27 protein-coding genes are annotated in these 25,605 nt (G+C 74.0%); 10 read left to right on the forward strand and 17 right to left on the reverse strand.

Annotation, left to right across the window (positions count from 1 at the left end; translation table 11 throughout):
• Nucleotides 1-3: 3 nt before the first annotated feature.
• Nucleotides 4-1,983, reverse strand: a complete 1,980-nt coding sequence (locus tag ACWGKU_RS04440) for a serine/threonine protein kinase (RefSeq protein ID WP_452178543.1) — start codon at nucleotides 1,981-1,983, stop codon at nucleotides 4-6.
• A 498-nt stretch (nucleotides 1,984-2,481) separates the two neighbouring features.
• Between ACWGKU_RS04440 and ACWGKU_RS04445 the strand changes: the two genes are divergently transcribed.
• The 3 genes from ACWGKU_RS04445 to ACWGKU_RS04455 all read left to right on the forward strand — a co-directional run bounded on the left by ACWGKU_RS04445 (nucleotide 2,482) and on the right by ACWGKU_RS04455 (nucleotide 6,487).
• Nucleotides 2,482-3,339, forward strand: coding sequence for a MerR family transcriptional regulator (locus ACWGKU_RS04445; RefSeq protein ID WP_452178544.1), 858 nt, complete (start codon nucleotides 2,482-2,484; stop codon nucleotides 3,337-3,339).
• 441 nt (nucleotides 3,340-3,780) lie between these two features.
• Entirely contained in the window at nucleotides 3,781-5,175 is a 1,395-nt protein-coding gene (locus tag ACWGKU_RS04450) for an MFS transporter (protein ID WP_401051614.1), read from the forward strand.
• A gap of 208 nt (nucleotides 5,176-5,383) precedes the next feature.
• Entirely contained in the window at nucleotides 5,384-6,487 is a 1,104-nt protein-coding gene (locus tag ACWGKU_RS04455; protein WP_452178545.1) for an NADH:flavin oxidoreductase/NADH oxidase, read from the forward strand.
• A gap of 73 nt (nucleotides 6,488-6,560) precedes the next feature.
• Here the strand turns inward: ACWGKU_RS04455 and ACWGKU_RS04460 are convergent, their stop codons facing one another.
• Entirely contained in the window at nucleotides 6,561-7,079 is a 519-nt protein-coding gene (locus ACWGKU_RS04460; protein WP_401054852.1) for a hypothetical protein, read from the reverse strand.
• A gap of 278 nt (nucleotides 7,080-7,357) precedes the next feature.
• Between ACWGKU_RS04460 and ACWGKU_RS04465 the strand changes: the two genes are divergently transcribed.
• Entirely contained in the window at nucleotides 7,358-7,810 is a 453-nt protein-coding gene (locus ACWGKU_RS04465) for a carboxymuconolactone decarboxylase family protein (protein WP_401054856.1), read from the forward strand.
• A gap of 186 nt (nucleotides 7,811-7,996) precedes the next feature.
• Here the strand turns inward: ACWGKU_RS04465 and ACWGKU_RS04470 are convergent, their stop codons facing one another.
• Both ACWGKU_RS04470 and ACWGKU_RS04475 read right to left on the reverse strand, forming a co-directional pair.
• Complete coding sequence (locus ACWGKU_RS04470) at nucleotides 7,997-8,410, reverse strand: hypothetical protein (RefSeq protein WP_401054854.1); 414 nt, start codon at nucleotides 8,408-8,410, stop codon at nucleotides 7,997-7,999.
• 48 nt (nucleotides 8,411-8,458) lie between these two features.
• Nucleotides 8,459-9,517: a zinc-binding alcohol dehydrogenase family protein gene (locus tag ACWGKU_RS04475; RefSeq protein ID WP_452180688.1), complete on the reverse strand. Its 1,059-nt coding sequence runs from the start codon at nucleotides 9,515-9,517 to the stop codon at nucleotides 8,459-8,461.
• 143 nt (nucleotides 9,518-9,660) lie between these two features.
• Here ACWGKU_RS04475 and ACWGKU_RS04480 point away from each other — a divergent pair, with 143 nt between their 5' ends.
• Nucleotides 9,661-10,041, forward strand: a complete 381-nt coding sequence (locus tag ACWGKU_RS04480) for a winged helix-turn-helix transcriptional regulator (RefSeq protein ID WP_401055248.1) — start codon at nucleotides 9,661-9,663, stop codon at nucleotides 10,039-10,041.
• 268 nt (nucleotides 10,042-10,309) lie between these two features.
• Here the strand turns inward: ACWGKU_RS04480 and ACWGKU_RS04485 are convergent, their stop codons facing one another.
• The 3 genes from ACWGKU_RS04485 to ACWGKU_RS04495 form a co-directional block, all read right to left on the reverse strand.
• Nucleotides 10,310-10,711, reverse strand: coding sequence for a VOC family protein (locus tag ACWGKU_RS04485; RefSeq protein ID WP_401055247.1), 402 nt, complete (start codon nucleotides 10,709-10,711; stop codon nucleotides 10,310-10,312).
• Nucleotides 10,712-10,797: 86 nt separating this feature from the next.
• Nucleotides 10,798-11,919 carry a sensor histidine kinase gene (locus ACWGKU_RS04490; RefSeq protein WP_452180687.1) on the reverse strand — a complete coding sequence of 374 codons (1,122 nt, stop codon included), beginning with the start codon at nucleotides 11,917-11,919 and terminating at the stop codon, nucleotides 10,798-10,800.
• 89 nt (nucleotides 11,920-12,008) lie between these two features.
• A complete protein-coding gene (locus tag ACWGKU_RS04495) occupies nucleotides 12,009-12,704 on the reverse strand; it encodes a response regulator transcription factor (RefSeq protein ID WP_452180690.1) in 696 nt (231 codons plus the stop codon).
• A 144-nt stretch (nucleotides 12,705-12,848) separates the two neighbouring features.
• On the opposite strand from ACWGKU_RS04495, the gene ACWGKU_RS04500 reads away from it, so the two are divergent.
• Together ACWGKU_RS04500 and ACWGKU_RS04505 are read left to right on the forward strand one after the other, a co-directional pair.
• Complete coding sequence (locus ACWGKU_RS04500) at nucleotides 12,849-13,496, forward strand: M15 family metallopeptidase (RefSeq protein WP_401045131.1); 648 nt, start codon at nucleotides 12,849-12,851, stop codon at nucleotides 13,494-13,496.
• A 290-nt stretch (nucleotides 13,497-13,786) separates the two neighbouring features.
• Complete coding sequence (locus ACWGKU_RS04505; RefSeq protein WP_452180686.1) at nucleotides 13,787-14,686, forward strand: endonuclease/exonuclease/phosphatase family protein; 900 nt, start codon at nucleotides 13,787-13,789, stop codon at nucleotides 14,684-14,686.
• 45 nt (nucleotides 14,687-14,731) lie between these two features.
• On the opposite strand, the gene ACWGKU_RS04510 is transcribed toward ACWGKU_RS04505, so the two are convergent.
• From ACWGKU_RS04510 to ACWGKU_RS04525, 4 genes are all read right to left on the reverse strand, one after another.
• A complete protein-coding gene (locus ACWGKU_RS04510) occupies nucleotides 14,732-15,397 on the reverse strand; it encodes a GDSL-type esterase/lipase family protein (RefSeq protein WP_401045125.1) in 666 nt (221 codons plus the stop codon).
• 124 nt (nucleotides 15,398-15,521) lie between these two features.
• Nucleotides 15,522-16,178 carry a hypothetical protein gene (locus tag ACWGKU_RS04515; RefSeq protein WP_452180685.1) on the reverse strand — a complete coding sequence of 219 codons (657 nt, stop codon included), beginning with the start codon at nucleotides 16,176-16,178 and terminating at the stop codon, nucleotides 15,522-15,524.
• A gap of 172 nt (nucleotides 16,179-16,350) precedes the next feature.
• Nucleotides 16,351-17,406, reverse strand: a complete 1,056-nt coding sequence (locus tag ACWGKU_RS04520) for a hypothetical protein (protein ID WP_452180684.1) — start codon at nucleotides 17,404-17,406, stop codon at nucleotides 16,351-16,353.
• Nucleotides 17,403-18,236: a hypothetical protein gene (locus tag ACWGKU_RS04525; RefSeq protein WP_452180683.1), complete on the reverse strand. Its 834-nt coding sequence runs from the start codon at nucleotides 18,234-18,236 to the stop codon at nucleotides 17,403-17,405. Before ACWGKU_RS04525 ends, ACWGKU_RS04520 begins: the two co-directional genes overlap by 4 nt.
• A gap of 149 nt (nucleotides 18,237-18,385) precedes the next feature.
• On the opposite strand from ACWGKU_RS04525, the gene ACWGKU_RS04530 reads away from it, so the two are divergent.
• Nucleotides 18,386-19,696, forward strand: a complete 1,311-nt coding sequence (locus ACWGKU_RS04530) for an RNA-guided endonuclease InsQ/TnpB family protein (protein ID WP_452180689.1) — start codon at nucleotides 18,386-18,388, stop codon at nucleotides 19,694-19,696.
• Here ACWGKU_RS04530 and ACWGKU_RS04535 read toward each other — a convergent pair.
• Nucleotides 19,656-20,507: a hypothetical protein gene (locus tag ACWGKU_RS04535; RefSeq protein ID WP_452180682.1), complete on the reverse strand. Its 852-nt coding sequence runs from the start codon at nucleotides 20,505-20,507 to the stop codon at nucleotides 19,656-19,658. The genes ACWGKU_RS04530 and ACWGKU_RS04535 overlap by 41 nt on opposite strands.
• 68 nt (nucleotides 20,508-20,575) lie before the next feature.
• Nucleotides 20,576-21,448, reverse strand: a complete 873-nt coding sequence (locus ACWGKU_RS04540; RefSeq protein ID WP_452191340.1) for a hypothetical protein — start codon at nucleotides 21,446-21,448, stop codon at nucleotides 20,576-20,578.
• Between the two features lie 389 nt (nucleotides 21,449-21,837).
• Between ACWGKU_RS04540 and ACWGKU_RS04545 the strand changes: the two genes are divergently transcribed.
• Both ACWGKU_RS04545 and ACWGKU_RS04550 read left to right on the forward strand, forming a co-directional pair.
• Nucleotides 21,838-22,509 carry a hypothetical protein gene (locus tag ACWGKU_RS04545; protein ID WP_401045110.1) on the forward strand — a complete coding sequence of 224 codons (672 nt, stop codon included), beginning with the start codon at nucleotides 21,838-21,840 and terminating at the stop codon, nucleotides 22,507-22,509.
• Entirely contained in the window at nucleotides 22,506-23,252 is a 747-nt protein-coding gene (locus ACWGKU_RS04550) for a helix-turn-helix domain-containing protein (RefSeq protein WP_452179390.1), read from the forward strand. The genes ACWGKU_RS04545 and ACWGKU_RS04550 overlap by 4 nt, the downstream gene beginning before the upstream one ends.
• On the opposite strand, the gene ACWGKU_RS04555 is transcribed toward ACWGKU_RS04550, so the two are convergent.
• The 4 genes from ACWGKU_RS04555 to ACWGKU_RS04570 form a co-directional block, all read right to left on the reverse strand.
• Nucleotides 23,228-23,884 (reverse strand): class I SAM-dependent methyltransferase, encoded by a 657-nt coding sequence (locus ACWGKU_RS04555; protein ID WP_452179391.1) that lies wholly within the window; start codon nucleotides 23,882-23,884, stop codon nucleotides 23,228-23,230. The two genes, ACWGKU_RS04550 and ACWGKU_RS04555, sit on opposite strands and share 25 nt — an antisense overlap.
• Before the next feature lie 335 nt (nucleotides 23,885-24,219).
• Nucleotides 24,220-24,429 carry a DUF397 domain-containing protein gene (locus tag ACWGKU_RS04560; RefSeq protein WP_452179392.1) on the reverse strand — a complete coding sequence of 70 codons (210 nt, stop codon included), beginning with the start codon at nucleotides 24,427-24,429 and terminating at the stop codon, nucleotides 24,220-24,222.
• 104 nt (nucleotides 24,430-24,533) lie between these two features.
• Complete coding sequence (locus ACWGKU_RS04565) at nucleotides 24,534-24,719, reverse strand: DUF397 domain-containing protein (protein WP_452179393.1); 186 nt, start codon at nucleotides 24,717-24,719, stop codon at nucleotides 24,534-24,536.
• Nucleotides 24,716-25,573, reverse strand: coding sequence for a helix-turn-helix domain-containing protein (locus ACWGKU_RS04570; RefSeq protein ID WP_452179394.1), 858 nt, complete (start codon nucleotides 25,571-25,573; stop codon nucleotides 24,716-24,718). Before ACWGKU_RS04570 ends, ACWGKU_RS04565 begins: the two co-directional genes overlap by 4 nt.
• Nucleotides 25,574-25,605: the final 32 nt, after the last annotated feature.

Consider the following 25,605-nt stretch of genomic DNA (forward strand, 5'->3'; position numbering starts at 1 on the left):
GGCTCACCTCAACGTCCACACCTGGTTGTCCGCACCCGAGCAGGGCGCCACTCGGACCCAGTGGCCCACGCCGTCGGACGTCAGGCACAGGTTGGTGTCGGCGTTGACGATCCGGTGGCCGCCCGGAACCGGCGTGATGGCCCAGACCTGGTTCCAGTTGGACGGCGGGCTCGTCCAGATCTGCACCCGACCGCTGTCCCTGTCCTGGTCCAGCCCCTTGGTGAAGTTGCTGGAGGCGTTGCGCAGGTAGTACCTACCCTCGTCGACCTTGTCCAGCCGCCACACCTGCGCCAGCGTGCCGTTGGCATCGAAGGTGTCGACCTGGTTGCCGTCCCGGTCCTTGGAGTAGGAGTTGTCCAGCGTGCCGCCGTTGCTGCTGATCCGCGCCAGCTCGGGCAGCGGCGCCACCGGCTGCTGGGTGGGCTGCGTCGGCGTCGCGGACGCCGTGGGCGTGGCCGTTTCGTCGGGGGCCGGCCGGGCCGGGGCGGTGGGGGTCGGCGCGGGCGCGGCGGGGTTCTCCCCGATGGTGGAGGCGGGGGCCGGGAGCGGGGCGGAGCTGCGGGTGGGCACGGCGGCGGCCGGGGCGGGGGGCGTGGCGAAGGGGCTCCGGGCGGTCGGCGCGGGGGCGGCCGGGGCGGGAGCGGGACTCTCGCCCGTGCCCGGCACGGCCGGCGGGGGCGGGAGCGCCGCCGAGGCGGACGGCTGTCCGGCGAGCGGGCTGCCGGCCTCCACGAACGCGGCGGCGTCCGACCGGGCGGGGCCGTCCGTGGGCCCGGCGACGGCGGCGGTGTCCTGCGGCGCGCCGTTCCGGTCGGACCGGACGACCGCCGCCCCGGCGGCCCCGGCCATGCAGAGCAGGGTCAGGGCCGTCACCCCGGCCAGCGCCCGCAGGCGGCGCCCGACCCGCGGGGCGCGTCCGGGCTGCGGGGCGCGTCCGGCCTGCGGGGCGTGTGCCGCGACCGGCCGGGGCCGGGTCCCACTCCCTGTCCAGGACGGGGACGGGCCCGGCGACGGCGCCGCCTCCACCGCGGTGAGGGCGCGGCGTGCGGCGGTGGCCATCGTCGCCGCGTCGGGCCAGCGCTCACCGGGTTCCTTGGCCATCGCCCGCTCGACCAGCGCCCACACCGGCGCGGGCACCTCCCCGGGAAGCGGCGGCACGGGCTCCGTCAGGTGCTTGAGGATCACTTCGAGGGCGGTCTCCCCCTCGTACGGGAGCCGGCCGGCGAGACACTCGTAGAGGACCACGCCGAGCGCGTAGAGGTCGGCCGAGGCGGTGACCGTCCCGGTGGAGGCCTGTTCCGGCGCCTGGTAGGCGGCGGTACCCAGCACCATCCCCGGGACGGTCGTCCGGGCGTCGCAGTCGGGCCGGGCGATGCCGAAGTCCGCGATCACCGTCCGGTCGCCACGGACCATCAGGTTGGCCGGTTTGATGTCCCGGTGGACCACCCCGGACTCGTGCGCGGCCTCCAGCGCCTCCAGCACCTGCAGGGCCAGCTCCAGGGCCTCCGCCACCGGCAGGGCTCCGCGGCGCTCCAGGACGGCGCTCAGCGGTTGCCCTTCGATCAGCTCCATGACCAGGTAGCCGACCGGGCGCCGACCGTTCGCGGCGCCGGCCCCGGCGTCAGGCCCGTGGTCGGGCCCGTGGTCGTCGCCGAGCCCGGCGTCGGGCCCGTGGTCGTCGCCGAGCCCGGCGTCGGGCCCGTGGTCGTCGCCGAGCCCGCGGTCGTGGTCGTGGCCGGGCCCGCGGTCGTGCCCGTAGTCGTACACGCCGACGATGCCCGGGTGCCGCAGCCGGGCCATGACCCGGGCCTCGGCGTGGAAGCGCTCGGCGAAGCCGGGCTCGTCCAGCAGGGCGGGCTTCACCACCTTGACCGCCACCCGGCGGCCGAGGACCTCGTCCTCGGCGAGCCACACATCGCCCATCGACCCGCCGCCCAGCCAGTCCACCAGTCGGTAGCGGTCGGCGAGCACGGTGCCGCGCATGCATCTCCCTGAATCGAGCCCGAGGACCGGAGCGGATCCGGGGACCGGCCCGGTTCCCCGGGCGTGCCCTGGTCCGGGCGCACTCCGAGGATCATGACACCGGCAAGTCAACTACTGAATTCCCATCATATGAACCGCTCTCGGCTCGGGCCATCACCGGCCCCCGCCCCCCGGCGGGCCGGCGGCGGGCCCGGTCTCCTCCGGCGGCGTGCGGGGCGCCGGATTCGTCGTTCGCCCACGGACGGTGCGACCGGGAGGCGTCTCCGCCCAGGTCGCGGGCAGCCGACCGTGCACGGACGACCCTCGCTCCACGGCCCGGTGAACCGCCCCGCCCGGCGCCGCGAACAGGCGGCGGACCGGCGGGCTTCCACGGACTTCCGCGGGCTTCTGCGGGTTCCGCGGGCTTCTGCGGGCGGTTCCGGTGCGAATGCCGACGTACCACCGCATAGCGTTCCGGGGTTTGCCCCTCCCCCAGGGGAAGGCGGCACAGTGGCGGGCGTGCAGCAGAACGTGATCACCATCGGCGAACTCGCCGCCCGGACCAGGCTCAGCCTCAAGGCCCTGCGGCTCTACGACGAGCGGGGGCTGCTGCCGCCCGCCCTGGTCGACGCGCGCACCGGGGTGCGCCGCTACGGCCCGGCGCAGGTCGAGCGGGCCCGGCGGATCGCGCTGCTGCGCGCCGCCGGGCTGCCGCTGGCGCGGATCGCGGCCGTGCTGGACGCGGCCGTGCCGGACCCCGACGCGGACCCCGACGCGGACGCCGACGGCAACGCGGGCGAGCGGGAGCTGCTGGCGTACTGGCGGGAGCGGGAGGCCGAGCACGCGGCCCGCCGGGAGGCGGTGGGCTACGCCCGGGAGGTTCTGAGCGGAAGGAGCACCACCGTGTTCGAGATCGCCGAGCGCGACGTGCCCGAGCAGCGGGTGCTGTTCGTGCGCCGGCACGTGGACGCCGCCGCGCTGCCCGGCTTCCTCGCCGAGGCCGGCGAGTTGCTGCTCGGCCGGCTGCGGGAGGTCGGCGCGTGCCTGTCCGGACCGCTGTTCGCGGTGTACCACGGCCTGGTGGGCGAGGACTGCGACGCCCTGGTCGAGGTCTGCGCCCCCACCCCGAACGACGTCGGGCCGCACGGCCCGTTCGCGGTGCGCATCGAACCCGCGCACCGCGAGGCGTACACCGCCCTGACCCGGCGGGGCTTCGCCGCGATGGCCGCCGCCCACGACGCGGTGGGCGCCTGGGCCGCCGCCCGCGGGTACGGGCGGGGCGGGCCGAACCGGGAGGTGCACTACCCGAACCGGGCGACCGCCGGACCGCAGGAGCACGTCGTGGACGTCGCCGTACCGCTGGCCGCGGGCCGGTAGCCCGCGACCCCCGGCCGGGGGTTGACGGCGAGCCGACGCGGGGCCCGCCACGGCCCGTCGGGGATGACGCAGCGGGGTCGCCCCCGTACGGACGGGCACCGCCCGAATGTGGAACGGGTCACAGTTCCAGGGCTGTTGGGGGCCGCGGGTGAGAAGGGTCACGCCCGGAGCGCTTTCGCGGCCCGCGGCGGCGGCCGCCCCCGGCAGGACTGGGCGGGCGCCGTTCCGGCACGGGCGAAGGGCCTGTCCGCTTCGGGACCTTGGTCGCGAATCCCCTCGACCTTCGGCCCGGTGGCGGCCCCGCGGGGCCGGGGCAACCGTGGACGGTCGCCCGTTGTGACCGGGCGATGGCGCCGTCCGAGGTGGGCGGCGTCTTCCCCTGCCGTCTACCCGGCGCACGGTGCGCAGTGCGTGCCGTACGCTCCGGAGGACCCCCAGCACATGTCCCAGACCATCGACAACGCCCCGTATACCGCGTTCCACCGCAGGCTGGCCCTGGCCTGTTCGGGCGGACCCCTGCTCGACGGCTACATCCTGAGCATCGTCGGCGTCGCCCTGATCGGGATGCGCCCGGACCTCGGGCTGTCCACCGCCGAGGTCAGCCTGATCGGCGCCGCCGCGCTGGTGGGAATGTTCGTCGGCGGCGCGCTCTTCGGCGTGCTGACCGACAAGATCGGCCGGGAGGTGATGTACACCGCCGACCTGCTCGTGATGGTCGCCTGCTCGGTGCTCTCCTTCTGGGTGGACGCGGTGTGGGCGATCGCCGTGCTGCGCTTCGTGCTCGGCATGGCCGTGGCCGCCGACTACCCCATCGCCACCTCGCTGCTCGCCGAGTGGCTGCCCGCCAAGAAGCGCGGCCGCCTGCTCGGGCAGCAGATCGTCGCCTGGTACGCCGGCTCGGTGCTCGCCTACGTGGTGGGCTACCTGTTCCTGGAGCTGGCCGGGCCGGGCAGCTGGCGGTGGATGCTGGCGAGCTCCACGGTGCTGTGCGTGGTGTTCCTGGTGATCCGGCGCGGCTCGCCGGAGTCCCCGCGCTGGCTCGCCGCCAACGGGCGGGTCGGTGACGCGGTGCGCGTGGTCGAGAAGCACCTCGGGGTCCGGGTCGACGGCCGCGAGCTGATGCCCGATCCGGCCGAGCGCGGCCGCCCCGCCGGGCTGCGCCTGCTGATGACCCAGCCCTACCGGCGCCGCACCCTGTTCTGCGGCCTGTTCTTCATGTGCCAGGTCGGCCCGCTGTTCGCGATGCTCACCTTCGGCCCGCAGATCCTCTCCTCCTTCGGCATGCCGGGCGGCACCGTGATGGAAACCCTCGGCACCGGCCTGATCAGCCTGGTCTTCCTGCTCGGCTGCTACCCGGCGCTGCGCCTGATCGACACCCGCGGCCGGCGGCCCGTCATCATCTGGTCCTTCGCGCTGATGACCGTCCCGCTGGCGCTGCTGGGCGTGTGGCCCACCGCCCCGGCCGCCGTCGCGCTGCTGGCGCTGTGCGCGTACGCCTTCCTGTGCGGCGGGCCGAACGTGCTCGACTGGACCTACCCCAACGAGCTGTTCCCCACCGAGATCCGTGCCACCGCCGTGGGCGTCGCCACCTCGGTCAGCCGGATCGGCGCGGCCGTCGGCACCTACCTGCTGCCGCTGTCGCTGACCGGGCTCGGCACCGGCCCGACCATGCTGATCGCCGCCGGGACCACCGCCGTCGGCCTGCTGGTCTGCGTCCTGTGGGCCGAGGAGACCCGCGGCACCGCCCTCGGCGCCTCCCCCGCGGCCGCCGCCGGCGCCCCGCGCCCGGCCCGGGCCGCCGTCCCGACCCAGCGGGTCCCGCAGACGGCGCGCTGACGGCCGCCGCGCACGGCCCCCGCGTCCCGCTTCGACGGCGCCGCCCGGTTCCCCGGGCGGCGCCGTCCGGCGTCCCGGGGTGCCGACCCTTGCAAGTCCCTGCGTGCGCAACTATTGTTTGCGAATGTAAATGCAGCTGCAAAAGTTGCATGCTCGTCCTTGATTAGCCTCTGCGTCCTGGCGTCAGCCGCCCCACCGGGAGTCCGACATGAGCACCTCTCTCTTCGCCCCGCTCACCCTGCGGTCCCTGACCGTCCCCAACCGCATCTGGATGCCGGCGATGTGCCAGTACAGCGCCGCCCCGAACGGGGACGCGGCCGGCGTGCCCACCGACTGGCACTTCGCCCACCTCGCGGCCCGCGCCGCCGGCGGCACCGGGCTGATCATCACGGAGGCCACCGCGGTCAGCCCCGAAGGACGCATCAGCCCGTACGACCTCGGCATCTGGAACGACGAGCAGGTCACCGCCTTCCGCCGGATCACCGACTTCCTGAAGAGCCAGGGCACCGTCCCCGCCATCCAGCTCGCCCACGCCGGACGCAAGGCCTCCACCGAGCGCACCTGGATCGACCGCGGACGCCCCGTCACCCCGGACGAGGAGCACGGCTGGACCCCGGTCGGCCCCAGCGCCGACGCCTTCTCCCCCGCCCACACCACCCCGGACGAGCTGACCGAGGAGCAGATCGGCGGGATCGTGCGGCAGTTCGCCGACGCCGCCCGGCGCGCGCTCGACGCCGGCTTCCAGGTCGCCGAGGTCCACGGCGCCCACGGCTACCTGGTCCACCAGTTCCTCTCCCCCGCGTCCAACCACCGCACCGACGGCTACGGCGGCTCCTACGAGGGCCGCATCCGCTTCGCGCTGGAGGTCGTCGACGCCGTCCGCTCGGTGTGGCCCGAGGACCTGCCGGTCTTCTTCCGCGTCTCCGCGACCGACTGGATCACCGAGAACCCGCAGGACGGCCGCGAGGGCTGGACCTCGCAGGACACCGTCCGCCTCGCCAAGGAGCTCCGGGCCCACGGCGTCGACCTGCTCGACGTCTCCACCGGCGGCATCGTCCCCGACGCCCGGATCGAGGCCGGGCCCGGCTTCCAGGTGCCCTTCGCCGAGGCCGTGCGCCGCGAGACCGACCTGCCGGTGGCCGCCGTCGGCCTGATCACCGACCCCGCCCAGGCCCAGGCCATCCTCACCGACGGCCACGCCGACGCCGTCCTGATCGGCCGCGAACTGCTGCGCGACCCCTACTGGGCCCGCCACGCCGCCGCCACCCTCGGCGGCGAGGTCGCCACCCCCGCCCCGTACCACCGCGCCTGACGCCCGCATGCGCGCGTGGGGCGGGGAGCCGATCCGGTCGGCTCCCCGCCCCACGCGGGCCCCAGGGGGCTGCTCAGGCTCCCTGTCGCCGCGAGCCGTCGGCGCCTTCGTCGTCCACGGCCGTGGCGTCGCTCAAGTCCTCCACTCTCACCGGCCGTTGGCCGTCGAACACGACCGCGAGGCCGTAGGGGTCGCAGATCGGCAGGCGTCCCTCGGCGAAACGCAGGTGCCACTCGTCGAGGTAGAAGTTGAGCTGCGGGCAGTCCAGGGGGAAGTCCGCGACGGGCAGGCCGCGGTAGGGCTGCGCCTGCGCTTCGGTGAGGCCGAAGAAGGCCGGGTCGGCCTCCACCTGCTCGCGCACGAAGCGGATCCCCGTCCCGATGTAGTGGTCGACCCTGCCGAGCACCTCGCCGACCAGGGGAAGATCGGCCCGGTCGAGGTCGTCGGTGCCTTCGAGCAGGATGGTGGTCTCGACGGGGGCGCCGTACAGCGTGCTCCTCGGCGCCCGGGCCACGCTCCAGACCCTCAGCCCATCGGGCCCCTGATCGGGGAGCAGCTGTCCGATGCCGCTGCGGAAGACGTTCGAGGACACGGCTGCTCCATCTCGCGAAAACCCGGGAACGGACGGACAACGCTACCCCGGCGCAGTGCGGGCCCGTCCGATCGGGTGCATGGTCCGCAGGAAATCTTTCGGCCCGGGTAGGGCGGGGTGATGCCATTTCAGGGGGTCCGGGCCGCAAATCTTCCTGTGGAGGTGGAGTCGTGTGGCGGACTTGAGTTGGAGTGCGCTCCAAGTTCTACGGTTCCTTCCGTGGTCGCCGCCGCCGTGGTCGGCGGCCGGGAAACGGGAGAGGAGCAGCGCAGATGAGCATGTCCGCGAGTGAGGCCGAGGTCCGCCGGGAGCGTTTCGCGCACGGGTCCGAGGTGCTCGACCGGATCGACGGCGAGGCCGGGCGGCGGGTGGTGGAGTCGCTGGGCGAGGTGAGCCCCGAGCTCGGGCACCAGGTGGTCGCCTGGGGGTTCGGGGAGATCTACAGCCGTCCCGGGCTGGCGCCGCGCGAGCGGCAGTTGGTCACCCTGGGCATGCTCACCGCGCTCGGCGGGTGCGAGCCGCAGTTGGAGGTCCACGTCAACGCCTCGCTGAACGTCGGGCTGACGCCGCAGGAGATCGTCGAGGCGCTGCTGCACTCCGCCGTCTACTGCGGGTTCCCGAAGGCGCTGAACGCGACCTTCGTCGCCAAGAAGGTGTTCGGCGAGCGCGGCCTCCTGCCGGTCGTGACGGACCGGCCGGCAGACGTGCCGTCGGACCGGCAGGCCGACTGACCGGCAGCCGGCCCCACGGCCCGGTGGTGCTGGTGCGCGCTTCGGTACGGCGGGTGCCGCACCTGGCCCGCCCCGCTGCAACAGGGCGGGCCGGATCCCCTGGGTGGTGTCGAGTGGCAACAACCGCACCCCAGCGAAGAGGCCTCGCCCCGCAGGCCGGAGCGGGAGGTCGGCCCGTCCGGCGTGTCATGCCGTGGCCGGTGGTTCCTCCTCGGGCAGCAGGTGCCGGCCGAGGTGCGCCGTGAGGAACGCGGCGATCGTCTCCGCATCGGTGGACTCCGCCGGCAGGTCACCCGGGCGGGGTTGGTGGATCCTGATGAGTTCGTCCCTCAACCGGGCGTCGAGAAGCGGCGCCTGGTAGCGGTCGATGGTCCCGCGGTGGAACAACCAGGTGGAGATCCTGACCGCGGGGCAGCGGCCGGACTGCGGCTCGTCCGACAGATGGCCCTCGTGCCAGGCGCCGACGTAGACGTAGTTGGCGCGCCTCAGGGCTCCGTCGAGGTTCGGGGTGGGGAGATCCTTCAGGTTCCAGTAGCTGCGGGCTTCGGCCTCGGGTACGGGTCCCGGGAGTGCGGCAAGCCAGAGACGAAATTCGAACACCGAAGCAGCTTGGCAGACCTTCACCGGACCGTCGGCCGGGACATCGGCTCAGAACCCGGTCAGGGTCGTCTTGCCGATCGCCGCACCGGACTCCTGGAGTCGGTGGGCCGCCCGGAGGTTGGCGGCGTTGACGGGGCCGAGGTCGCGGGTGGCGGTGGTGGTCAGGACGCCCGCGTCCACCAGGCGCGCGACCCGGTCGAGGATCCGGTGCTGCACCGCCTGGTCGGCGGTGGCGTGCAGGGAGCGGGTGAACATGAACTCCCAGTGGAAGGAGATGCTCTTGCCCTTGAGGACGCCGATGTCCAGGGAGTCGAAGTCGTCGATGGCGACGATGCCGCCGAAGGGGTTCAGGGCCTCGGCGTAGGCGGCGAGGTTGCGGTCGGTGGCGACGGTGCTGAAGACGTGGTCGAGGCCGCCGGGGGCGGCCTTCGCCAGCTGCGGGCCGAGCGGGCGCGTGTGGTCGATCACGTGGTCGGCGCCCATGCGGCGGGCGAAGTCGGCCGACTCCGGGCGGGACGCGGTGCCGATCACGGTCAGGCCGGTGAGGGCGCGGGCGAGCTGGGTGACGAGGGAGCCGACGCCGCCCGCGGCGGCGGTCACCAGCAGGGTGCCGCCCTGCTCCGGGCCGCCGGTGCCCAGGCCGAGGCGTTCGAAGAGGCCCTCCCAGGCGGTCAGCGCGGTCAGCGGCAGCGCGGCGGCCCCGGCGTGGGAGAGGGTGGCGGGCTTGTGGCCGACCAGGCGCTCGTCCACCGCGTGGTAGCGGGAGTTGGTGCCGGGCCGCTCCAGGGCGCCGGCGTAGTACACCTCGTCGCCGACCTCGAACAGTTCCACCTGCGGGCCGACCGCGACCACGGTGCCGGACGCGTCCCAGCCCAGCACCCGCGGCTCACCGCCCGGGTCGGCGTTCTGCCGGACCTTGTGGTCCACCGGGTTGACGGCCACCGCCTCCACCCGCACCAGCAGGTCGCGCGGGCCCGGCCGGGGCACGGGCAGCTCGACGTCGAGCAGGCTCTGCGGGTCGTCGACCGGCAGGCTCCTGCGGTAGGCGACGGCGGGCATCGTCGCGGGGATCGCGGCCGTCCCGGGGGTCGTGGTCGTCTCGGGCATCAGGGGTCTCCTCGTCGGAAGGGGTGGGCGGCGCATCGCCGTCCGGGCACGTCGGCGACGGTATGCGAGGGGTGGTGGTTACCCGCAAGGACCATTGGTACCCATCGGGTACCGAAGCAGTACCCGATGGGTACCATCGGCGGGTGACGACGACCCGTACGGCGAAGAGCCATGCCCCCGACTGCACCGACCCCAGGTCCGTCTACGCCGCGGCCTGCCCCTGCCGCGACATGCTCGACCTGCTGGCCAACAAGTGGAGCGCCCTCGCGCTGGGCGCCCTGGAGGACGGCCCGCAACGCTTCGGCGCGCTGCGCACCCGCCTGCAGGGCGTCAGCCCCAAGGTGCTCACCCAGACCCTGCGCCGGCTGGAGGAGCACGGCCTGGTCGACCGCGAGATCCACGCCGAGGTCCCCCCGCGGGTCGAGTACAGCCTCACCGCACTGGGCGCGGACGCCTGCGTCCCGCTGGCTCACCTGCGCACCTGGGTGGAGCACAACATCGACCGCTTCCCCGGCCCCGCCTGAGCCCGGCCCGCCCGAAAGGCCCGGGGCGAAACGCGCATGCGCTTCCGTCGGGGCGGCGGCCCTCGCCCGGCTCACCGAGCTGCCCCGGGGGCCGGTCGCGACGACCTGCCTCGTCGTCGGGGACGACGGTGAGGAGCCGGGCCCCCGGATCGCGCATCCCGCGGTCGACGGCCGGGCACCAGTGGCGCCAGCCGTCCCGGAAGACCACCTGCTCGCCGCCGTCCGCCCGGCACTCCTGGGCCGCCCGCCGCGCCGGAGCCGCGGAGGGTCAGCCGTCGGCCTGGTCCGGACGGCGGCGCTGACGCAGCGAGATCCGGTTGCCGTCCGGGTCCGCCGTCTCGATGCGGACCCCGAATCCGTAGTCCTCCGGCTCCGGCAGGTCGAAGACCACCCCGCGGTCGCGGAACACCCGGACGTCGGCCCGCAGGTCGTCCGATTCGAGGATGACCGGGCCGGGCGTCCCGTCCGGCCCGTCCGGCCGGCCCGCGGCGGCGGGGTGCGCCCACAGGAGGAGTTCGACCGGGGTGCCGGGGACGCCGACGGTGAGGAAGCGTCCGCCGGGGTTGGGGAAGTCGATGCGCTTCTCCAGGCCGAGCTGCTCCGTGTAGAACGTCAGGGCGCGGTCCTGGTCGGTGACGTAGAGCGTCACGTACATGAGGTTGGTGAGCACGGTGCGGTCCTTCCGGCTGTCGGTCGCTGTCGCCTCACCGACGGATCCCGGCCCGGGGATGTGACGGACGGAGGGATTTTTTCCGGTCATCCGGCTGCGCGCGGGTCGGGCCGTTCCCGGTCGGCGGCCGGGCCTGGCAGGGCGAGGGTCGCCCGCAGGCCGCCGGCCGGGTCGGGGGCGAGGTGGAGTTCGCCGTGGTGGGCCTCGGTGACGGCGGCGACGATCGCCAGGCCCAGGCCGTGGCCGCGGCGGGCCGGGTCGGTCCCGGCGGTGCGCCCGCGTCCGCGCAGGAACGGTTCGGTGAAGGTGGCCACGGCCTCCTCCGTCAGCCGCGGGCCGGTGTTGGTGACGGTCAGGTGCACCCGGCCGGGCCGCTCGGGGTCGGCCCCGGTGGCGACGGTGACCCGCCCGCCGGCGCCGGGCGGCAGGTTGTGCCGCAGCGCGTTGTGCAGCAGGTTGACGGCCGCCTGGCGCAGCAGGACGGGGTTGCCGGTGGTCGGGGCGGGGCGCAGGTCGGCGGTGAGGGTGACACCGAAGGCCTCGGCCTCGTCGCGGACGGCGGCCAGCGCCTCGCCGGTGGCGGCGGCGAGGTCGGTGGGGGCGAGGTCGGGCGGGGCGTGGCCGAGGTCGGCGAGCTGGAGCAGGGCTTCGCTGATCTCGATGCCGCGCTGGTTGGTGTCCTGGAGGCGGGTGACGAGGCGGCCCCAGTCCTGGCCGGCCGGGTCGGCGGCGGCGACCTGGAGCATGGTGCGGGTGATCGCCAGCGGGGTGCGCAGTTCGTGGGAGGCGTTGGCGGCGAAGCGCTGCTGGGCCTCGAAGGAGCGCTGGAGACGCGCCAGCATCTCGTCGAAGGCGTCGGAGAGGTCGGTGAACTCGTCGCGCGGCCCGGTGAGGGCGATGCGGTGTTCCAGGGCCCCGCTCGCGGCGCGGTGGGCGGCGCGGGTGATGTCCTGCAGCGGGCGCAGCACCCGGCCGGCGATCAGCCAGCCGCCGATCAGGCCGACGGCGGTCAGCAGGGCCAGGGCGTAGCCGCTGGCCCTGAGCAGCGAGTCCAGGATCTCCTGGCGGGAGGGGGCGTCGGAGCGGTAGCGCGGGTTGGAGGAGGTGAGGGGGTAGTTGGGGACGTAGCGCATGCCGACGTAGACCACGGCGAGGGAGAGGAGGCCGGCGGTGACGGCGAAAAGGGTGTAGCTAAGGGTCAAGCGCATCCGAGCGGTCAGGCGGCGCGGGCGGTTTCCGGTGCGGCGTCCGCCCGTACGGCGGCCGGGGTCGGAGGAGTCGGAGCCGGGGTCGGGGTTCACCGCGGGGTGCCTTCCTGGCCGGGGTCGGTGGAGGGGTCGGTGAGGCGGTAGCCCACGCCCGGCACGGTCTGGATCACCCACGGGTCGCCGAGGCGTTTGCGCAGGCCGGAGATGGTGATGCGGACGGCGTTGGTGAAGGGGTCGGCGTTCTCGTCCCAGGCGCGTTCCAGCAGGTCCTCGGCGCTGATGACGCCGCCGCGCGCCGCCATCAGGACCTCCAGGACGGCGAACTGCTTGCGGGACAGGCCCACGTAGCGGCCGTCCCGGTAGACCTCGCGGCGGAAGGGGTCCAGGCGCAGCCCGGCGTACTCCAGGACGGGCGGGGCGGCCTGGGCGGGGCGGCGGGCCAGCGAGCGCAGCCGTACGACGAGTTCGGCGAGGTCGAAGGGCTTGGTGAGGTAGTCGTCGGCGCCGAGTTCGAAGCCGGCGACCTTCTCGTTCAGGCGGGCGGCGGCGGTGAGCATCAGCACCCGGCAGCCGAGGCCGCTGCGGACGATGCTGCGGCAGACGTCGTCGCCGTGGGTGCCGGGGATGTCGCGGTCGAGGACGACGACGTCGTAGCTGTGGACGGCCAGGCGCTCCAGCGCCACGTCGCCGTCGGTGACGATGTCGCAGGCGATCGCCTCCAGCCGCAGGCCCGCCTGGACCGCCTCCGCGAGGTAGATCTCGTCCTCCACCACCAGGACCCGCACGTGCCGTTCTCCCTGCTCTCCGCTGTTCGTACCCATTGGACCCGATGGGACCTATCGAAAACGTATCGGCCTGCGCAGACGTCCTCGCAACACCGGCTCTCCTCCAATGGTCCGGCAACGGACGAGCAACACCGGGAGGCAGGAATGGACACGACGGACACCCCGACGGAGACGGGTACCGGCACGGCCACGGGCACGGCGGCGCGCGGCGGACGGCGGCGGCTGGCCGCGGGCGCCGCCGCGACGGCGGTGCTGACCCTGGCCGGGGCGTGCGCCGCCGCCGACCCGCCGGGCGCCGGGGCGGTGCTGCGCACCCTGGCGGCCACCGTCACCGCCAAGCCCGTCACGACGGAGGCCGAGGCGGACGGGGAGATCCCGGACGGCAGGACCCTGAGCCCTTCCGACACCGGCTCCCCGGCCGTGGGCAACCTGGACGGGCCGCTGCGCGAGGCCCTGCAGCGGGCGGCCGGCGACGCCCGGGCCCAGGGCATCGAGATGACCGTCACCTCCGGCTGGCGCAGCAAGGCCTACCAGCAGCGGCTGCTGGACCGGGCGGTGACCAGGTACGGGAGCGTGGAGCAGGCCCGGAAGTTCGTCAACACGCCGGAGAAGTCCGCGCACGTCTCCGGCAAGGCGGTGGACGTCGGCCCGACCAGCGCCGACTACTGGCTGATCCAGTACGGCGCCCGGTACGGGCTGTGCCAGGTGTACAACAACGAGATCTGGCACTTCGAACTGCTCACCCGGCCGGGCGGGACCTGCCCGGCTCCGCTGCCGGACGCCGCAGGGTGAGGGGGCGCGCCGTGACGTCTTCCGTGCCGTCCGAGACGCCCGGGACGCCCGTGCCGTCCGAGACGCCCGGGACGCCCGTGCCGCACGTGCCGCCCGGGACGCCCGCACCGACCGGGGCGCCCGCCCGGCCCGGCCCGCCGGAGCGACGGCGACGGGCCGCGCCGACGTGGCCGGCCGCACCGAGATGGTTGGCCGCACTGAAGCGGCTCCTCGTGTCGAGGGGGCAGGGCGCACCGGAGCGGGGAGCCGCGCCCGCGTGGCGGGCCGTGCCCCGCTGGCGGCGCGGGCGCGTGCCCGCCGCGCTCGGGCTGCTCACCGCGCTCGCCCTGGGCGGCCACCGGCTGGTGCCGGAGCTCGGCGTGGGCCTGGGCAGTCTGTGGGAGAGCGCCGTGCCGTGGAGCGGCCTGGTGGCGGTGGCGGCGCTGCTGTGCGCGGCGCTGCGCCGGGCACCGGCGGCGGCCTGCGCGGGCGGGGTGCTGGTGGCGGTGTGGGCGGTGGTGTTCGGGCCGCTGCTGCTGTCCGGCGGGGCCCCGGCGGGCGGGGCCGGCGGGCCGGGCCTGACGGTGGTCACCCACAACGTGAACGCCGCCAACCGGGACCCGGCCGGCACCGCCCGCGCGCTGCTCGCCGCCGACCCGGACCTCATCGCGCTGGAGGAGGTCACCGACGCGGCCCTGCCCGCCTACCGGAGCGTGCTGGACCGGGCCCTGCCCCACCACGCCCGCACCGGCACCGTCGCCCTGTGGAGCCGCTACCCGGTGACGGAGTCCCGGCGGCTGATCATCGACCCCGGCTGGAACCGCTCCCTGCGGGCCGAAGTCAGCGCCCCGGGCGGGCCGTTGGCGGTGTACGTCGCCCACCTCGCCTCGGTGCGCACGACCTTCTCCGGCTTCGCCACCGCCCACCGCGACCGCGACATCGCCGCCCTCGCCGGGGCCCTGGACGCCGAACCGCTGCGCCGGGTCGTGCTGCTGGGCGACCTCAACACCGCCGCCGACGACCGCGCCCTGGCCCCGTTGGCCCGCCGTCTCACCCCGGCCCGCAGCGGCTTCGGCTTCAGCTGGCCGGCCGCGTTCCCCCTGGTCCGCATCGACCACGTGCTCACCCGCGGCCTTGCCGCCACCGACACCTGGACCCTCCCCGCCACCCCCAGCGACCACCGCCCGGTGGCGGCGAGGCTGCAGGGGTGACGGCAGGGGCCCGGCGGCCGGGCCGGGACCGTGCTCCCGGCCCGGTCAGGCGACCAGGCGCAGCCAGGCGGCCGCGAGTGCGGCGTGGCCGGCCGGGGTCGGGTGGACGCCGTCCGCGGACCAGTGCTCCGGTCGGGCCGTCGCGCCGAGTTCGGCGAACCTGCCGTCCGCGGCGAGCAGTTGGGCGCCGTACCGGCGGGCGAGCCTGCGCACGGCCTGGATCTTCGGGTCCAGGTCGGCGCGCCACTGCTCGCGTTCCTTCTCGCCGATGAGCACCGCGTCGCCGGCCTCGACGACGCCGCGGATCGGCACGAGGAACGGCTCGATGAGGAGCAGTTGGGTGCCCGCCTCGGCGAGGGGCGCGAGCAGGCGGTCGTAGGTCGCCTCGAAGCGCTCCGCGGGGATCGGGTACCCCTCCGGGTCGAGGGTGTGCCAGCCCGTGTCGTTGACCCCGACGAGGATCGACACCACGTCCGGGCGCGCGTCGAGCACGTCCGTGCGCCAGCGGGCCTCCAGGTCCATCGCCTTGTCGCCGGCGTTCGCGGTGTTCAGCCAGGTCACCGGCCGGTCCGGGTGGCGGTGGCCCCACTCGCCCGCGACGAGCAGCGGGTAGCCGGTTCCGAGGCCGTCCTCGCTCTCCCGGCGCCGGCCGTCGGTGATCGAGTCGCCGGTGAACATCACGGTGCTTCCCGGCCGGACGGTGATCGTCATGTGCGCTCCTTGGAAGAGGTGGGGCAGGTCCTCTTCCAAGGTGCCGGGCCGCGCCGTCGGCACACCGACGGCCGTCGGCATTCCGCCGTCATCCGGCTTTCACCATCGTGTATGTGACGTGGCGTCAGCTCGCGGGGACGGCGTCCTTGGGCAGGGTGTGCCAGTTGGTGACGACCGGCTTGTCGACCGGGGTGGTGCCGACGGGGACGCTCGCCGGGTTCGGGTCGGGGGTGCCGATGCCGATGATGACGTCGGTGTACTGGACGGCCTGGTTGCCCTTGGTGGTCTTGGCCATGATGCCCGCGTAGGCGGTCTTGGCGCCGCTCAGGGTGATCGACTCTCCGGTGCCGTGCTCGAAGGGCCCGGCCTCGATGCCGCCGGAGCCGAACGCGATGACGGGGTGGGTGGCGGGGAGCGTGCAGGTGATGCCCTGCTTGGCCTTGGCGCTGATCAGGATGTAGCCGCCGGCCTGGGTTTCGGCCTTCGCGGTGAAGTCCAGGTCGTTGGCTCCGCAGGCCTGGCCGTACCCGCTCTTGTCGGCGCCGGGGGCGGCCGGGGCGGAGGGGGCGGCGGAGGACTTGGGCGGGGTGGTCTTCGTCGGCGCGGCCCCGGCCGGGGCGGCCGTGGTGGGCGCGGCGGCGGGTGCCGCGGGGCCGGTGGCGGCGGGGCCGGTGGCGGCGGGAGCGGCGCTCGTGTCGCTGTTGTCCGGTCCGCAGGCCGTGGCGGTGGCGGCGATCGCCGCGACGGCGGCGGCGGTGAGGACGAGGCGGCGCGTGCGCATGGGTTCTCCTGCTGTCGATTTTCGGCGGTGCGTTCTCCGATGCGTGATCACCGTACGCGGGGGTCGTTCACGGGCCGGTGCGGGAAATATCCCGATCCTGTCCCAGAAGGCGCGCGGGGAAGACGGCCGGGCCGGCCCCCCGGGGGGAACCGGCCCGGCCGCTGAGGCGAGGTCAGGACAGCAGATCCGCCTGGAGGGTGACGACCTGCCGGAACGGCGCGGTGGGCACGCCGGCGGGGTTGGTCATGGTGACGACGGCGAGGACGTCGGCGGCGGAGAGGTAGGCGACGCGGGCGGTGGGGGCGCCCTTGGAGCCGGCCGCGGTGGACTCCACGGTGGTCAGGCTCATGCCGTCGAGGGTGTCCCAGTCGTCGTGGGGGGTGCTCCTGGTGTCGGCGGCGGCCTTGGGGCGACCCTTGGAGCGCAGGTCGGCGAAGGCCTCCCAGGACTCCCGGACGGAGCCGAAGCGCAGCAGCCGGATCTGGGTGCGGGTGCCGTCGGAGGCCGTCCACTCCCGGACGGTGGCCGCGCGGCAGGCGTCCTCCAGCAGCAGGACGCGCACCTTGACCGGGTCCTGCTGGTCCTCGGCGAGCGCGTCGCAGGGCACCCACTGGCCGAACCCGGAGCCGGCGGCGGGCGCGCCGGCGGCGGCCGAGGGCGCCGGGGAGGCGGTCGGCGACCCCGAGGCGGTGGGCGCCCCCGAGGGGATGGCACCGGCACCGGGGGCCGGGAAGACGGGCGGGGTCAGCGAACCACCGGCCTCCTCGGGCGCGGGCAGCAGCAGGTGGCGCAGGTCCGCGTGGTGCAGGGACTTGCCCTTGTCGTCCGGGGCGTTCTTGCCGGCGGGCAGCGGCGGCAGGGTCAGCGGCGCGAAGGTGTAGCGGCCGTCGCTCGCGGTGGCCAGGCCCGGCAGGTCGGTGCGCTCGGGCGCGGTGACGGCCAGAGCGGTGCCGGTGCCGGCGAGGACGAACACCAGGGCGGCGCCGCCCCAGCGCACCGCGGCCTTGCGGCGCAGGGCCCGGCGGGCCTCCCGCTCCGCGAGGACGGCCGGGTCCTCGGGGACGGCGACGGGCGCGGCGAGCGCCGCCAGGAGCGGATCGGGCGCGTTCTGCGGCGCGTTCCCGGGCGCGGGCGCCGGGACGTTCCCGGGCGCGGGCGCGTTCGCCGGGACGTTCCCGGGCGCGGGCGCGCTCTCGGGCGCGGGCGGCGGGGTGGCGTGGTCGGTCATACGGACGCTCCCGGGCGGGCGAGGCGGTCGAGCTGGGCGGTGAAGAGGGCGACGATCCTGTCCTTGGGCAGCGGTGCCACGCCCTCGGCGCTCATGATCACCAGGAGGTCGCCCTCGGCGGCCGAGCACTCCAGGTAGTCGATCGGCGCGGACGGCGGCGCCGGCATCAGGTAGCAGTGCGCCTCGGGGTGGCCGGGGATCGCCGGGCCGATCCGGAACAGGCCGGTGTCGCCGGTGAAGACCGCGGTGTACTCGTTGATCCGCTGCACTTCCTGCTGGTTGAACTGGCGCAGCTTCAGGCCGATCACCAGGTCGTCCCCGTCGGCGCGGTAGGTGCGCACGCCGGTGGCCTTGACGTGCATGCTCTCCCAGTAGGCGCGCATCTTGTCGCGCTTCTCCTTGGGGAGCTGCTGGAGGTCGGCGTCCAGCTCGGCGGCCAGCTGCTCGCCGCCCAGCTCGGTGTCGTTGCCGTAGCCGCCGTCGTCCGGGCCGGGCTGGTAGCCGGCCGGGACGGGCAGCAGCAGGTCGCGCAGCGAGCCGAAGTGGCTGCCGTTGGACTTGGCGCCGTACGGCGTGGCGGTCGCGGTGGGCGTGGGACCGGTGGACGGGGCGGCGACGGTGACCGGCGCGGGGTCGTCGTACCGGGTCTTGATGATGCCGACGCCGATGACCACACCGACCAGCGCGGCCGCGGCGGTCGCGGCGCCCGCGCGCAGCAGGCGGCGGGAGGCGGGACTCGGACCGGCCGGAACGCCGGGCGCGGCGGGTGCGGCGGGCACCGGCTCGGGGGTGCCGGGGGCGGCAGCGGTGGTCACGGTGTCGTCGTTCATCGGGGACCTCCGTGGATACCCCCGGCTTGGGCCGGGGGAGGAAACGGGCTGCCTGCGGGGCAGGTCAGGGAACGGCGTTTCGCCGTTGGAACGGACCGCCGTACAGGTGGCCACAGGTGATTGTCAGTGCCTGCTGGCAGGCTGATCCCGTGTATCTCAGGTACTCCTATCGCATCTATCCGACGGAACGTCAGTGTCAGGTACTGGCCCGTACGTTCGGGTGCGTGCGGGTGGTCTACAACGATGCGCTCGCCCTGCGGAAGCAGGCGTGGAAAGCGGACCGGTCGAATATCCCGACCGGCACATTGGCCAAAGCTGTGATCACCGACGCGAAGAAGACCGTTGCCAGGTCGTGGCTCGGGTCGGTGTCGGTGGACGCCTTGCAGTCGCCCCTTCGCGACCTGGACACCGCCTACCGGAACTACTTCGACTCGAAGACCGGCAAGCGGGCCGCTCGCCCGGTGGGCCTGCCCGTGTTCAAGTCCCGCAAGGACAACCGGCAGTCGCTGCGGTTGTCCCGGAACGGGTTCCGCCTGCGGTCCAACGGCAAGCTGCATCTTGCCAAGATCGGTGACGTCCGGGTCAAGTGGTCCCGGCCTCTGCCTTCCGGCCCCTCGTCCGTGACGGTGGTTCTCGATCCCTCCGGCCGCTACCGCGCCAGCTTCGTCGTGGACGTCGAACCCCAGCATCTTCCCGCATTGGACACCGAGATCGGAGTCGACCTCGGTTTGACCACATATGCCGTTCTCTCGGACGGCACAGTGATCGACAACCCGCGCTTTCTGCGAAAAGCGGAGCGCCGGTTGAAGGCCGCCCAGAAGGCTCTGTCCCGCAAGGCCAAGGGATCGAAGAACCGGGCGAATGCTCGGCGCAAGGTCGCCAGAGCTCACGCCAAGGTGGCCGACACCCGCATGGACTGGTTGCACAAGCAGACGACCGGGATCATCCGCGAAACCCAAGCGGTGTACCTGGAAGACCTGAATGTGCACGGCCTTGCCCGCACCCGCCTGGGCAAGTCCGTCCACGACGCGGGATGGTCGACCTTTCGGCGTCTCCTTGAGGAGAAGGCCACGCGGTACGGACGACACCTCGGCGTGATCGGCCGGTACGAACCCACGTCGCAGGTGTGCTCCACGTGCGGAACCTTGGACGGGCCCAAGCCGCTGGACGTCCGCCTGTGGACGTGTGGCGCGTGCGGCACCTCTCACGATCGTGACCTCAATGCTGCTCGAAACATCCTGGCCGCCGGGCGGGCGGACAGGCTGAACGCCTGCGGAGGGCCAGTAAGCCCCGGCGTGGCAATCCCACGCCGGGCACGGCCCGTGGAAACAGGAACCCACCGGAGCGTCGGCGGCACCGGGCGCAAGCCCCGCGCCGCGGGCGCGGCCGGAATCCCCGTGCTTCAGCGCGAGGAGGACGTCAAACCAGCCGCTCCCACTGCCGCTTGGCGAGGTCCTTGAGGGTGTCGGGGTTCACCGGCTGGGGGCCGAAGACCTCGACCTTCATCTCCAGCGGGCCGCGCTTGGCGACGGCCTCGCCGAGGTAGTACTGCTCGTTGCTGTCGGCCCAGTGGTGCGGCGCGGCGTCCACCTTGTAGCCGCCGGGAGCACCGTCGGCGAACGCCGGCCAGGTGACGGAGCGCACCTGGTCCGCGTGGTCCGCGGTGTACTGGGTCAGCGTGATGCGGTAGCGGACGTCGTCCTTCTTCCAGGCCACCTCGGCCGCGCGGCGGAAGCCGTTGGAGGCGAGGTCCTTGAAGGTGGCGACCTCGTCGCCGTTCTCCTCGGCGAGTTCGCCGATCGAGACCCAGCTCGGCTTGTCCGCGAAGTCCGCCCAGGGGGCGCTGCCCTCGGGGGCGGTGATCAGCAGCTTGGTCAGGTCGCCGTCGATGGCCAGCGGCTTGGGCTGTTCGGCGGCGAGGGCGGCCGGGTCGACCGTGCCGGCCGGGTAGGACGGGTGGGCGACCTGGAGCGGCGGCAGCGGCGTGGGCGGGCGCTGGGCCTGCACGGCGTAGCCGATGCCGCCGCCGGCCAGGGTGCCCAGCACCAGGGCGCAGGCGCCCAGCAGCACGGGGCGGGGGCGGCGCGGGGCGCGCGGGGCGGGGGCGGGCTCGGCCGCGAACGGCTCGGCGGGGACGGCGGGTTCGCCGTGCTCCGGCGCGACGGGCGGGGCGACGGGCGGCATGGCGGGCGGGGCGACGGGCGCCGGCGGGACAGCGGCCGCGGACGCGGCGGGCACGGCGGGCGCCGGCTCCGCGGGTTCGGTGGTCACGGAAGTGGCTCCAGAGAAGGGGGAAGTGGAAGGGGCGGAATCGGGCGGGCGGTCCGTCGGAGCCGGGCTCAGCCGCCGGCGGTGAGCCACTCGCGCTGGCGCTTCATCAGCTCGTTCAGCAGCGCCTTGTCGGGCGTCCCCTTCACGTCGACGTCGACCGTGTACTGCACGTCGCCCTGGCTGGAGATGCCGCTCATCGATCCGGTGTAGGCCTGCTGCTTGGGGGCCTGCAGGTAGCCGTGGCCGCCCGGGTCGCCGTCGATGTCGAACGGGCTCAGCGACTTGACCTCGTAGCCCTTGACGAAGTCGCGTGCCGCCGCGGTGGAGCCGAACTTCAGCAGGGTGACGGTGACTTCGGCCTTGCCGTCGGCGGTCCGGTACGTCCGGGTCGCGCCGCTCCTGTAGCCGTACGAGCCGAGGATGTCCATGATGCCGTCCTGCTTGCCGAAGAGCGCGGCGACGTCGTCGTTGGTCATGGTCATCCCGTCCGCGGGACCGTAGGACTCGCCGCCGGCCGGGAGGGGGAGCAGGAAGTAGCGCAGGTCGCCCTCGTGCTGGCCGTTCTTGACCGTGCCCTTGACGGTGCTGGCGGGGGCGGGTTCGGCCGGGGCGGCGGTGGGCGCCGGGACGGGCGCGGCCGAGGGCGTCGCGGACGCGGTGGCGCTCGCGGTGGCACTGGCGCTCGCGCTCGCGGCCACCCGCGACGGGGCGGGGGCGGCCGCGGCCGAGCGGGCGGCGGGCTTGCCGACGGCGACGGTCACCGCGGCGCTGGCCGCGGTGACGGCGAGCAGGCCGGCGGTGGCCAGCGCGACGCCGACGGCGCGCGGCAGCCGGCGCGGGGCCGGCTGCGTTGCCGGCTCCGGTGCGGGCGCAGCGGCCGGCTCGGCCGGTGCCGGAGGTGCGGCGGCGGCGCCCTCGTTCTCGGGCTCAGGCTCGGGCAAGGAAATCCCCCCAGGAAGAATGCGGAATCCCACGCGCGGGCCCCTTGCGGGCGCCACTGCCCCAGCGGGTTCTCCGGGAATTCCGTCACGCGTGTCGGCAGGAATTATGAGAGGCCGCCGACACCGCTGCCAAAACAGTTAACCGTCACACTTTCCCCCAATGTTCGACGAATCGGACACACCGTGATCGAACCGCAATGGGCGCTGTCCTGCGGTGATGACACTGTGTCGACACATCGATTCGAACATGGCCTCCTCCCGGCCCCGGCGGCCCGTGACGATGTCGCGGTCCCGTCACCGCTCGGCACGAAGGCGCGCCCGCGGGGTCGGGACGGCGTCAAGAACGGGCAAGGACGGGGAGAAGGACGGGAAAAAAGGGGGGACGTGCCGTGACGAGGGGGGAAGCCGGCCGCCGGCGGGCGTGGCCGGCCGTGGTGGCGCTCGCGGCGCCGGCCGCCGCCGGAGCACCGGTGGTGTGGGCGTGGTCGCTGGACCGGCCGGTGGGCGCGGGGCCGCTGTGGCTGTGCGCCGCCGCACTGGCGGTGGGCACGGCCGCCTCGGTCCGGCCGGGCCGAGGTGCGGATCAACGGCCGGACCGGCGGGCGGGCCGTCGCACGGGAGGCGGCGGGGACGCGGCGGTCCGCGCGTGGGCGGTGGTGCTGCTCGCGGCCGCCTGGGGGACGGCGTTCGCGACGGCCCAGGCCGTCCACACCGTCCAGGTGCGGGCGCACGAGCCACGCAGCGTCGCGGCGGTGGTGACGCACTGCCGGGCGACCGGCCAGCGGCCGGTGGAGGGCGGCGGTCTGGGCTCGAAGACGTACGGCTGCACCTACCGTTGGAGCGTGGACGGACAGGAGTTCAGCGAGGAGCGCCCGGTCGACGAGCCCTACCCGGACGGCCATGAGGTCCGGGTGGGGCTGGAGGACGGCGGGCGGATGGTCACCGGCCGCCCGAGCCCGGCGGCGGTCCCGTTCTGGATCGTGCTGGCCCTGCTCGGCCTGGCCGCCGTACCGTACGCCGCCGTCCGCCTGGCCGCTCAGGTCCGGGAGGCGGACCGGTGAGCAGCGGCGGCGGGACCGGCCCGCGGTTCGCCGTCGGCCCCGGGTACGCGCTGTACCAGGGGCCGCTGGCCGACAGCGCCTTCCACCGGCACACCACCTTCCAGATCGCCGTCGCGGGCGCCACCCGCACGGTGGCCATCGAGGACGACACCGGGCGGCGCCACCGCGGTCCCGCGCTCGTGGTGCCGCCGATGGTGCGCCACCGGATGGCCCCGACCCGGGAGGTGCTGACCTTCTACGTCGACCCGCACTGCGCCTTCGCCGACCGGCTGCGCGCGGACTGCGGCGACGGGGTCACCGTCGCCCCGCAGTGGCACGGCCTGACCGAGCGGGAGGTACGGCCGGACGGCGGGCTGCCCGCCACCGGCCTGGACCCGCGGCTGCGCGCGGCCGTGGCGGCGCTGGCCGACGGCCGGGAGCCGCTGGAGGGTCTCGCCGCGCGCGTCGGGCTGTCCCCGCAGCGCCTGCGGGCCCTGGCGCGGCGGCAGTTGGGGGTGCCCCTGGCGCGCTGGCGCAGTTGGCAGCGGCTGTCCCGGGCGGCGCTGGCGCTCGGCGAGGGGTGCTCGCCGGCGCAGGCGGCGTTCGCGGGCGGGTTCGCCGACCAGGCCCACTTCTCCCGGTGGATGCGGGAGTTGACCGGGCTGACGCCCTCGCAGGTGCTGCCCGCGCTGCGCGCGGCGGAGGGCGGGGCCGGGGATGCGGCCGGGGGTGCGGCCGCTCAGCCGGGGCGGCGCGCGGTGTAGAGGGACATCGAGCCGGTCACCGTCGCGACGGTGTCCGTCTCGCGCACGCCCTCGAAGCCCGCCTCGGCGATGAGGCGGGGCAGGATGCCGTCGGCGTTGGGCTGGGTGTCCTGCTTCCCGTCGGCGAACTGGACGATCCGGAAGGCCAGGCGCATGGCCGGGGTGCGCTGCCGCCCGTAGTCGGCGATCACCAGTTTGCCGCCGGGGCGCAGGGTGCGGTGCATGGCGGCGAGGATCGCCCGCTTCATCGGGACGGGGCACTGGTGGAGGACGAGGCTGGAGACGACGGTGTCGGCCGCTTCGTCGCCGACGACCTCGGCCACCGCGTCGCCCATGCCGGTGCGGAAGTCGGGGGTGGCGCCGGCCGCGGCGGCCTTGCGGCGGGCCAGGCGCAGCACGGCGGGGTCGGGGTCGACGCCGATGACGGTGGCCTGCGGTTCGGCGCGGTGGAGGAGGACGGCGAAGGAGCCGGTGCCGCAGCCGACGTCGACGATGACGTCACCGGGGCGGGGGGCGGCGTGCATGGCCAGCAGGCTGCGCCACAGGCGTTCGCGGGTGAGCGAGACGATGGGGTCGTAGAGGCCGAGGGCGAAGCGTCCGGCCGCGGGGGTGAAGGTGTCGGTCGGTGTCATGGGGTCAGTGTGGGCGGGTGGTTGGGGCGGAGTCTTGAACGAATCGCTCGCCCGCCTCGCCCACTGAGACGCCTGCGGCCGGGCGGCTCCCGCGGGGGCTGGTGTCAGGACGATCCGGAGATCGCAGGGCCTCGTTCGATAGTCCTGGGCCGTGCCCCACCTGTTCCTTCGCCGGTCTCGACGTCGCGCAGGAAGTCGGCGGGTCCGACTTCCTGCGCACAAGGGGGCAGTGAGGGCGGCGGGAGCGACGACAGGCCCACGGCATCACCGAGGTTGCGAACCGCAGCACAGCACCGGGTGGCCCCGCGCACTCGGCGGGGCCACCCGAGAGCTCTTCAGAAACGGTCCGGAACGTCGCCCGCCCTGATGCCGATGACGAAGGACCGCCACGCCTCGACGGTGAAGGCGAGAGCCGGACCGTGAGGATCCTTGCTGTCCCGAACCCGAACCATGCCCGTGACGCCATCGGCCACCTCGACGCAGTGGCCTTGGCCGTTGCTGTAGGTGCTCTTTCGCCAGACAGCATCACGGGGGCGATCTCTCATGTGCCGTACTCCTCTGCGACGTTCCCAAGGAAAAATGGCTTGAGCAAGCAGACCGGGCGGCCTCGCGTGCTCCGCGAGGCCGCCCGGCAAAAAGCGCTTCAGGATCAGGCCGGGAAGTCGTGGGCCTGGATACCCGCAACGAAGGACCGCCACGCCTCGGCGGTGAAGGCGAGAGCCGGACCATCAGGGTCCTTACTGTCCCGGACCGGAACCATGCCGGTGATGCCGTCGGCCACCTCGACGCAGTCGCCACCAGAGGCGTTGCTGTAGCTGCTCTTACGCCAGTTCATGCTCCGTACCCTTCTGTCACCAGCTTCTGCATCCAGGAGACGGAATCCTCCGGAGTCATCGCCAACGACGTTAGTTGGTTGAAGACAGTCTCGTGCCGAATGATGTCTGCCTCCTTCTCGATGTAGAGGCTGCTGGTGACTGACTCACAGAAGACAACCTCGCCAGGCACCTCCGCGAAGGAGAGTATGCGGAAATTCGTTCCCATCGCCGCGTGAGCACCCACGCTGAACGGAATCACCTGAACGGTGATATTGGGCAGTTGTGCAGTCTCGACCAGGTGGCCGACCTGCTCCGTCATGACTTGAGAGCCACCGACCGCGCGCCGGAGGACAGCTTCGGAGAGCACAGCATGTACGGCGAGTGGTTCTGGATTCCGAATCAGCTCTTGGCGTTGCAACCTGAGCTTCACCCGTCGTTCGATAGCTTGGTCACTGTTCTGCTCCGACCGGAAGGTCCGAAATACCTCGCGCGCGTAGCCGGCGGTCTGGAACAGCCCAGGAATCAACTCGGACTCGTAGGAGCGAATCCGCGCGGCGTCGGCCTCCAGGCCTACGTACGTCTGGAACCAGTCCGGCAGCGTGTCCGCATAGTCGTGCCACCAGCCGCGCTGTGTGCTTCGGCGAGTCAGCGAGATGAACTGCCGCAACTCGGCCTCGTCGCTGACGCCATACAGTTCGAGCATCGCGCGAACGTCGGATTCCTTCAGAGTCGTCTGACCCGACTCGATCCGCGACACCTTGGTTGCGCTGAAGCCGAGCTCGTCCGCAACGAACTTGGCTTGACGCCCGGTCCGTTCGCGCAATCGTCGCAGCTCGGAGCCGAGCCTACGGCGTAGCACGGTTGGACTGTCCACGCTCGTCGCTCCCTCTTGGTTGACGTCGGGTC

This window comes from Kitasatospora sp. NPDC054768, assembly GCF_053612025.1.

What these genes read in the sequence shown, in the direction of transcription:
- ACWGKU_RS04440 (WP_452178543.1), bottom strand. Translation starts at nt 1,983, where the DNA reads ATGCGCGGCACCGTGCTCGCCGACCGCTACCGACTGGTGGACTGGCTG.
- ACWGKU_RS04450 (WP_401051614.1), top strand. Translation starts at nt 3,781, where the DNA reads ATGTCCCAGACCATCGACAACGCCCCGTATACCGCGTTCCACCGCAGG.
- ACWGKU_RS04455 (WP_452178545.1), top strand. Translation starts at nt 5,384, where the DNA reads ATGAGCACCTCTCTCTTCGCCCCGCTCACCCTGCGGTCCCTGACCGTC.
- ACWGKU_RS04465 (WP_401054856.1), top strand. Translation starts at nt 7,358, where the DNA reads ATGTCCGCGAGTGAGGCCGAGGTCCGCCGGGAGCGTTTCGCGCACGGG.
- ACWGKU_RS04475 (WP_452180688.1), bottom strand. Translation starts at nt 9,517, where the DNA reads ATGCCCGAGACGACCACGACCCCCGGGACGGCCGCGATCCCCGCGACG.
- ACWGKU_RS04490 (WP_452180687.1), bottom strand. Translation starts at nt 11,919, where the DNA reads ATGCGCTTGACCCTTAGCTACACCCTTTTCGCCGTCACCGCCGGCCTC.
- ACWGKU_RS04500 (WP_401045131.1), top strand. Translation starts at nt 12,849, where the DNA reads ATGGACACGACGGACACCCCGACGGAGACGGGTACCGGCACGGCCACG.
- ACWGKU_RS04510 (WP_401045125.1), bottom strand. Translation starts at nt 15,397, where the DNA reads ATGACGATCACCGTCCGGCCGGGAAGCACCGTGATGTTCACCGGCGAC.
- ACWGKU_RS04515 (WP_452180685.1), bottom strand. Translation starts at nt 16,178, where the DNA reads ATGCGCACGCGCCGCCTCGTCCTCACCGCCGCCGCCGTCGCGGCGATC.
- ACWGKU_RS04520 (WP_452180684.1), bottom strand. Translation starts at nt 17,406, where the DNA reads ATGACCGACCACGCCACCCCGCCGCCCGCGCCCGAGAGCGCGCCCGCG.
- ACWGKU_RS04525 (WP_452180683.1), bottom strand. Translation starts at nt 18,236, where the DNA reads ATGAACGACGACACCGTGACCACCGCTGCCGCCCCCGGCACCCCCGAG.
- ACWGKU_RS04555 (WP_452179391.1), bottom strand. Translation starts at nt 23,884, where the DNA reads ATGACACCGACCGACACCTTCACCCCCGCGGCCGGACGCTTCGCCCTC.
- ACWGKU_RS04560 (WP_452179392.1), bottom strand. Translation starts at nt 24,429, where the DNA reads ATGAGAGATCGCCCCCGTGATGCTGTCTGGCGAAAGAGCACCTACAGC.
- ACWGKU_RS04565 (WP_452179393.1), bottom strand. Translation starts at nt 24,719, where the DNA reads ATGAACTGGCGTAAGAGCAGCTACAGCAACGCCTCTGGTGGCGACTGC.